Source organism: Lysinibacillus sp. NPDC096418 (genome assembly GCF_044762775.1).
Lineage (GTDB): Bacteria > Bacillota > Bacilli > Bacillales_A > Planococcaceae > Lysinibacillus.
The window spans coordinates 21216-27215 of sequence record NZ_JBIWEY010000051.1 but is presented as its reverse complement, the minus strand read 5'-3'; the positions used below and the strand labels follow the sequence as shown (position 1 = coordinate 27215).

At 34.0% G+C, this 6000-nt stretch carries 6 protein-coding genes and 1 pseudogene; all 7 read left to right on the top strand.

Annotated features, from left to right (window positions below; translation table 11 throughout):
• The first annotated feature begins 293 nt into the window (after positions 1-293).
• Positions 294-743, top strand: a complete 450-nt coding sequence (locus ACIQZG_RS23020; RefSeq protein WP_402758258.1) for a hypothetical protein — start codon at positions 294-296, stop codon at positions 741-743.
• 61 nt (positions 744-804) lie between these two features.
• The gene (locus ACIQZG_RS23015; protein WP_402758257.1) at positions 805-1260 is read left to right on the top strand and encodes a hypothetical protein; all 456 of its coding nucleotides are present in this window, start codon (positions 805-807) and stop codon (positions 1258-1260) included.
• Positions 1261-1518: 258 nt separating this feature from the next.
• Positions 1519-1725 carry a hypothetical protein gene (locus tag ACIQZG_RS23010; protein ID WP_402758255.1) on the top strand — a complete coding sequence of 69 codons (207 nt, stop codon included), beginning with the start codon at positions 1519-1521 and terminating at the stop codon, positions 1723-1725.
• A gap of 816 nt (positions 1726-2541) precedes the next feature.
• On the top strand, positions 2542-3447 hold the full coding sequence (locus ACIQZG_RS23005) for an NAD(P)/FAD-dependent oxidoreductase (RefSeq protein ID WP_402758253.1): 906 nt from the start codon (positions 2542-2544) through the stop codon (positions 3445-3447).
• A gap of 399 nt (positions 3448-3846) precedes the next feature.
• Entirely contained in the window at positions 3847-4344 is a 498-nt protein-coding gene (locus tag ACIQZG_RS23000; protein ID WP_402758251.1) for a P-loop nucleotide/nucleoside kinase family protein, read from the top strand.
• Positions 4345-4829: 485 nt separating this feature from the next.
• Complete coding sequence (locus ACIQZG_RS22995; RefSeq protein ID WP_402758249.1) at positions 4830-5498, top strand: DNA alkylation repair protein; 669 nt, start codon at positions 4830-4832, stop codon at positions 5496-5498.
• A 323-nt stretch (positions 5499-5821) separates the two neighbouring features.
• Positions 5822-5932: pseudogene (locus ACIQZG_RS22990) on the top strand (IS3 family transposase); the annotation flags it as partial.
• Positions 5933-6000 lie beyond the last annotated feature (68 nt).

Genomic DNA, 6000 nt, shown 5'->3' with positions numbered 1-6000 from the left:
TTATCAAACTGAACTTATGTCTTTATATTCAAAAAAATATAAAGGTGAGTATATAGGATGGTCAGTTAAAGAAGCTTTTTAATTAGAAAATCCTTCTTCAACTAGAAGAGTGCATTAATTAAAAATCATTGAGTTGCATATCCAGTTCTTTTTTCATTATTGAACTAACGGTGCAGAATAGTTGAAGAAGGATAAAATATTCTTGTGGTAAAATATAGGTTGAGAATCGTTTATTTTTATCCAATTATTAGGTTGGGGTGGTGATTATCATTAAGAAGTTTGGCTTGATTTCGATGGTCTTGGCAGTTTTTTTAATATCAGCTTGTTCTGGAAAAGAGGTCCAACATTTCTCTTCTAAAGAAGAAGCCTTGGATTCTTTTATTGAAAAGGAAGATATTAAAGGGAATATTGATTTGATTTTAACAAAACGAGGGGAAGAGTTATTAGTAGTACAGTCGAAAGAGGATGTATTTTTTGTCGCAGAACTAATCGAAGATAAAGAAGGGTATTATGCAGAGAGAATATCAGCCAGTGTTGTATTAGGCATAGGAGCCAGTTGGGAATTAAATACAGTAGATAAAAATAAGTACACTATTTATTTTGATAAGAACAAAAAAGATTTGAATTATACATCTTTATCAAATGGAGAATATGAAATGTCACTTGTAGAGGGGCATACAATTACTAAAAACGCAACGGAATTTACAAATGCGATAAAAGAGGTTGAAGTAATTAAAGATTAAATTTAACTAACGGTGTATAAGTAAAAGAAGAAGGTTTTTTAATTATACGAGGGGGGAGAAAATGAGGAAGAATTTATTTGTCTTAACAGTAATTTTGTTACTTTTATTATCAGGATGCATCCCTAAATTTGATCAGACTGAATCTGGCATTATGGATGATATTACATTTGAATTAATTTCAAAAAACATTAATCCAATTACTAGGATAGAATATATAATTAAACTAAATAATAACAGTTATTACACAATTGTCCAAAATAGTGTGTTATTTGGCTTTATCAATGATCCTGAAGAGCATGGAGAAACAACTAATCCGTTTAGAGTGCTTGCGGCAGGCAATCAACTAAATATTAAGCCCGGCGAAAGTGTGGAGCTGTCGGTCTCCTTTTCACCTACTTTCTATAAAGAATTTACAGAATCCGAAGAAAGGATAGCGAATATTAATATTGTTGGCTATGCTAATCATTTAAAAGAGGAAAATCGTTTTGAATTTACTACGAGTTTAGCATTACAATAACTTATGTATATAAAAAACATACTAACATTAGTAGTACAAACCAAGGCATGGTTTGTGCTACTATTTTTTTATAGTAGAAGTGAAGTAAAGCCGACCAGCCGCTGGGACCATTTGTGAGTCCGTATATAAAACTGGCTAACTTCACGCCCTTATATGAATCAGTTTAGTATGTTGGGTCCAAAGAAATTGTGTATAAGAAAGGGGAATCGATAAGGTATTGTTAAGGCTCCTATAATCTGTAATAAGGCGAAGGTTAAAATGAAACATGTGATTGCGTTAGATATAAGTAAAGGGAAAAGTACCATTGCAATTTATGACGGCTATCGTCAATGTGAATTTGAAGCGACAGGCGTCTATTCAAAACCAGTCGAAACGTTTTTTAAAGATTACGGTATGCATACTGCGGCATGGATTTCCTGTACCAGGTCCACACACAATTCGTTACACATGCAAATAAATAAATGAATGAATGAGAGAACATTATGTATCCTAAAAAATAAATTCCCCCACGTTCGCCATCCCGTAATTTTTTCCTGGTGCCGGAAACAACCGTTTCGGCGCCTTACTATCACGTCATGCCCTACCCCAAAAAAATTAAATAATTTACCAATGACGGTTTGGGGACTTTTTATATTTCTACTACCACTACAATAAGGTTACTTTCCAATAAGCATGAAACTTATTTCTTTACGGGGTCCCGTTAGATTTATGCGGATTTACAACGTTAAGCGAAATAAAGTTCCCAAATGAAAGTTTGGAAACACACCAAAAAGGCACGAATGTTGTTAAATCAAAGTACGTGCCTTTTTACGAGGACTATTGTTTATATAGCTTTTTATGTAAAGCAATATAAAGATAGCTACGATAGGACTTTCCGAGATTTTTCAGAGTATGTTAACTGAATAAAAACCTGTATATAGAGACAATTTATTAAGCTGTATACCTGCATTTTTTATAGTTCTTCTACTTCAATTAATGGGGATATAGTTGAAAAACTATCTTCCACAATCGGGCGCTTTCCTAGAATAAGGAAAGTGCTTTTTTCATTAAAGGGCCATTTAATTGAATAAAATACAAGAATTAAATTGGACGTAGAGATTGTGAAGAAAAGTACTTAAACTAACGGAGCAAGATAGTGGAATAACAAAAATTCTTCGTTATAAAAACAAGAAAACCAATATTAGTGTGTAAAGAATGGAAATCCATGATGTGGGAAATAATGTAGTTCTCTTATGCAAATAACAATTCAAAATAAAACCAAATCAATACGGAGGTAAAAAAATGAATGTCCTTGATTGTATCATTATAGGTGGAGGTCCTTCTGGGTTAAGTGCTAGCTTAACTTTGGGAAGGGCTAGGAGAAACATTGCATTATTTGACGATAGAACGAATAGGAATAGAGTGACACAAGCGTCACATGGATTTATTACTCGTGATGGGATAAAACCACAAGCGTTTAAAGAAATAGCGTTAAACGAGTTGGAGAATTACCCGTCCGTATCATATTTTACTGCAACAGTTACTGAAATTATTAAGGATATAGGTAATGAGCGATTTACTGTCAAAACATCTACTAGTCAGGAATTTGTTTCAGAAAAAATAATACTCGCCACCGGTATTCAAGAAATATTTACGATACCAAGTATAAGAAAGTTTTATGGGAAAAGTCTATTTAGTTGTCCGTATTGTGATGGCTGGGAGAAAAAAGATAAGCCATTAGTGGTTATTGCAGAAAAAGAAGAGCATGTACTGCATTTGACTAAGTTAATTTATAATTGGTCGCAGGATTTGGTCGTCTTAACGAATGGAGTTCAATTATCTAAAGAAGGTAAAATGGAGTTACAAAAACACAATATCAAAATTATATCGGAAAAGATAAAAGACTTAATAGGTAATGACGGTTGCTTACAAAAAATAGAGTTTGAAACAGGAGCAACAATTATAAGATCGGGTGGATTTGTTGCCCCATCTTATTATCGCCCAAATCAATTTGCTGAGAAGCTTGGCTGTGAAATTCATGAAAATGGAAAAGTTATAACAGATGGTGTTGGTAGAACAACCCAAAAAAACATATATATTGCAGGGGAAGCCGAAAGATCTAAACCATCCTCTTTAATGATTTCAGCTGCTAAAGGTAATAAAGCTGCGGTTTCAGTAAATACTGATCTAACGATGGAACGCTTTTGATTACGTCATAACGCCTTCTGCTTCAACTAAATAGGAACTTAGCTATTATAATTAAACACATCAGCGCCAATGTGTTGTCACATATACTTCAAACATTGTGTTAGAGTTAGTTTAAGAAATTACGAAGAACGGATTTTGATTTTAGAATTCGTTTTTTCTTGTTGCTTAAAAAGGATTGAAGGTTTTTTGTTGAAGTTATTGAACTAACGGCACAGCTTTCCTAAAACATAAAAAAATTAAATTAAAATTAAAAGACGATTTAGATATTGAATATTTGAAACTGAATAATCATACTAAAAAAAGACAGTTACTATTACTAATAACCTAGGTTGTAGGTTGTAAATTATAGTTTTACAAGGTGGGGTAACAACCAATAAAATAAGCCCGGAGGAAAAAAATATGAAACAATTGGGGACTCTATACTTTTTCTGTGGAAAAATGGGAGCAGGAAAATCAACTAAATCAAAACAATTGGCTATAGAAAAACATGCGGTATTGTTATCTGAGGATGAATGGCTTTCATCTCTTTATCCCAATCAGATCACATCATTTGAGGACTATCTAAAATTTTCAGCGCAGCTCAAGCCGATGGTGAAAAAGCATGTCCAAAACATATTAAGTGTTGGTACGGATGTAGTGATGGATTTTCCAGGTAACACTCAAAAACAGCGAAAGTGGTTTTTGGATATAGCGTCAGAGGTCAATGGAAACCATCAACTAATTTTCCTTAATTTAAATAACAAGCAGTGCTTACGTCAAATTGCACAAAGGCGTAACGAACAACCCGAAAGAGCAGCTTTTGACACGGAAGCGACGTTTATTCAAGTTACTAAATTTTTTGAAGCACCAGAAGCATCCGAGGGTTTAAATATTTTAGAGTTTAGTGGAAAAGAATAACATGGAGTTAAACGCAGAGTTATAGTACCAGAAAAAATTAGCTGAACTAAACCGTCAATAGAAACCCCTTTGGAATTCCACAAATCAGCTAATAGAAGCGAACCATTATTCATTTATCGGGCGCGATTGTTGAAGAAGCGTCGCTGTTCTTATTAAACTCCCATGAAAGAACTTAATCATCTTTCATTTTCTGTGGTGAAGTGCTGATTTTGGTGCTTCATGGGTGGCTAACGGGGGCGTTTCTTTAAAAAGGAATGCTCTTTTCGTCTCCAATTAAAAGGAAGTAATTGATATTATTATATTAAAGATGGTTGATCTTCTATTATAGGTGGAGAAAGCTTTTAATACGATATATGCTACCATATAAAAAAAGATAAACTTTGGAGGCACACCACTGCAATAAGACTTATAACGAAATTAAGTTCTTGATATATCCCGTCAAGGACATATTATGAAACAGTGCTTTAATAAAGGAGCTGTATAAAATGGATGAGAAAAAAGATACAGAAATAAAACGCTCTTCAAAAGCAGAAAACATTCTACCTCAGATCAATAGTAAAACTAAGCTAGGCGACTTACGAAAAATCGCAAAGGACATTAAAAAAGATCACGAACTAGCTATGGAACTTTGGTCAACCGAAGAGTTTTTGCCCAGACTATTAGCAATCTTAATTATGGACAAAAAACTTCTTTCATATGATGTGCTAAATAAGCTTGATAAGGATATGCAGACTCACACTTTTGATGAGCGAAATAACTTAATGGATTGGTTAATGGCTAATCAGCTCACCAAAGACCGGAAGAAGATTGCATTGATGGAGTCATGGAAAAATAGTCCTTCTGCTCTTCAAAGGCGAGCTTTCTGGTATTATCAAGGGCGATTGAGATGGACTGGACAAATACCGTCTGATAACACCGCAGACTTGCTATCTGCATTAGAAGCTAATATTACTCAGGAAGAACCGGAAGTTCAATGGGCTATGAATTTCACCGCAGGTTGGATAGGCGTTTATGATGAAAAGAATCGTGCACGTTGTATTAAACTTGGTGAGAAAACGGGTCTTTACAAAGATGAAATAGTAGCAAAAGGATGTACGCCTAGCTATTTGCCGGAGTTCATTACGATTGAAGTTAACAAACGACATAATAATTAGTTACCTCTGAAAAATTTATTAGGGTTTAATGCAAAAAATAAAGGAATTCAAAGCCTCAATTTGAAAATTGTAATAGGCTTGGACCAGAAAATAAAGGAAACATCGCGTAATGGCAGCTAGTTAGTGAAATAATGCAAGGAAGATGTAAAGGATTAACCCACTATCTCTTTTTAATCTGTAGGACGCTTATCTTTTATAAGAACAACTTTCCAGCTACGGAGTACAACGATACTATTCAATAGAAAAAGATCTTCCACAATCGGGCGCATTTCTTTAATAATGAATGCGCCTACCTCCATTAAAGGGCCATAATGTTGAGTAATAAGCGTGAACTTGAACTGTATATTGAATACTATAATCACAAACGTATAAAAGAGAAATTAAAAGGATTGAGCTCGGTACAATACCGAGTTCAATCCTTCATAGCTGCTTAACTTAATATAGTGTCTAAATTTTGGTGTTATTTCAAAAAAGAATAGGCGCCCATTTTTCATTTAAGAGT

Coding starts and splice junctions, on each gene's coding strand:
- ACIQZG_RS22995 (WP_402758249.1), top strand. CDS start 4,830: ATGGATGAGAAAAAAGATACAGAAATAAAACGCTCTTCAAAAGCAGAA.
- ACIQZG_RS23010 (WP_402758255.1), top strand. CDS start 1,519: ATGAAACATGTGATTGCGTTAGATATAAGTAAAGGGAAAAGTACCATT.
- ACIQZG_RS23020 (WP_402758258.1), top strand. CDS start 294: ATGGTCTTGGCAGTTTTTTTAATATCAGCTTGTTCTGGAAAAGAGGTC.
- ACIQZG_RS23000 (WP_402758251.1), top strand. CDS start 3,847: ATGAAACAATTGGGGACTCTATACTTTTTCTGTGGAAAAATGGGAGCA.
- ACIQZG_RS23005 (WP_402758253.1), top strand. CDS start 2,542: ATGAATGTCCTTGATTGTATCATTATAGGTGGAGGTCCTTCTGGGTTA.
- ACIQZG_RS23015 (WP_402758257.1), top strand. CDS start 805: ATGAGGAAGAATTTATTTGTCTTAACAGTAATTTTGTTACTTTTATTA.